This window comes from Vibrio sp. 811 (assembly GCF_033339195.1).
Genome location: NZ_JAWOUB010000517.1, coordinates 1 through 640, shown reverse-complemented (window position 1 = coordinate 640; position 640 = coordinate 1). Strand labels below are relative to the sequence as shown.

Genomic DNA, 640 nt, shown 5'->3' with positions numbered 1-640 from the left:
TTCGTTGTCGTCAAACTGCTGGCCATAAACCACGTAAGGGGTGAACTTGTTTAGGTTGTAGCTGGTAGCGGCGTACCACGAGGTCGAGATATCGCTGGTTTGTCCTTCGGCTGTGACGGTTATACGGTCAAACTCATATTTTGCACCCAGTGAAAACAGCTGGATGTGTTGGTCTTCATCTTTCAGCCGTATTGTTCCCGCCGCGCTGCCTTGGCCAGGTATGGGCTGCATGGCGTTAGAAAGTACGGTGGTTTGATCGTACTCGGCATTCAAATACGCAAAGTTCCAACGGTAGTTATCACCGCTTAACGTCAAGTTAAGCCCTGCTGAATAGTTGGTGTCTATACTAATGTCCGTATCTTCACTGATGGTAACGTCGCTGCTGTAACCGTAGCCCACAAACGGCATTGCAGTGATCATCACATTCTCATTAAGGTCGTAATTCCACCTAAAGGATAGGCCATCATACGCCGTGATCCCGAGAATGCTGTCATACACTTCGTTCGGCGGTCTGGCGGTGGTAAACGCTTGTCCCACATAGTTGTATTCAGAAATAAGGAATACGGGCAAACGCAATCGACCACCACGAATTTCGACGTTGTTATAGGTGTAAGCGAGGTAAGCCCATTCTACTTTGGGT

General features: G+C 48.4%; 1 pseudogene. It reads right to left on the bottom strand.

From position 1 onward, the window contains the following. Positions 1-640: pseudogene (locus R7Q46_RS27825) on the bottom strand (sulfate ABC transporter permease); the annotation flags it as partial.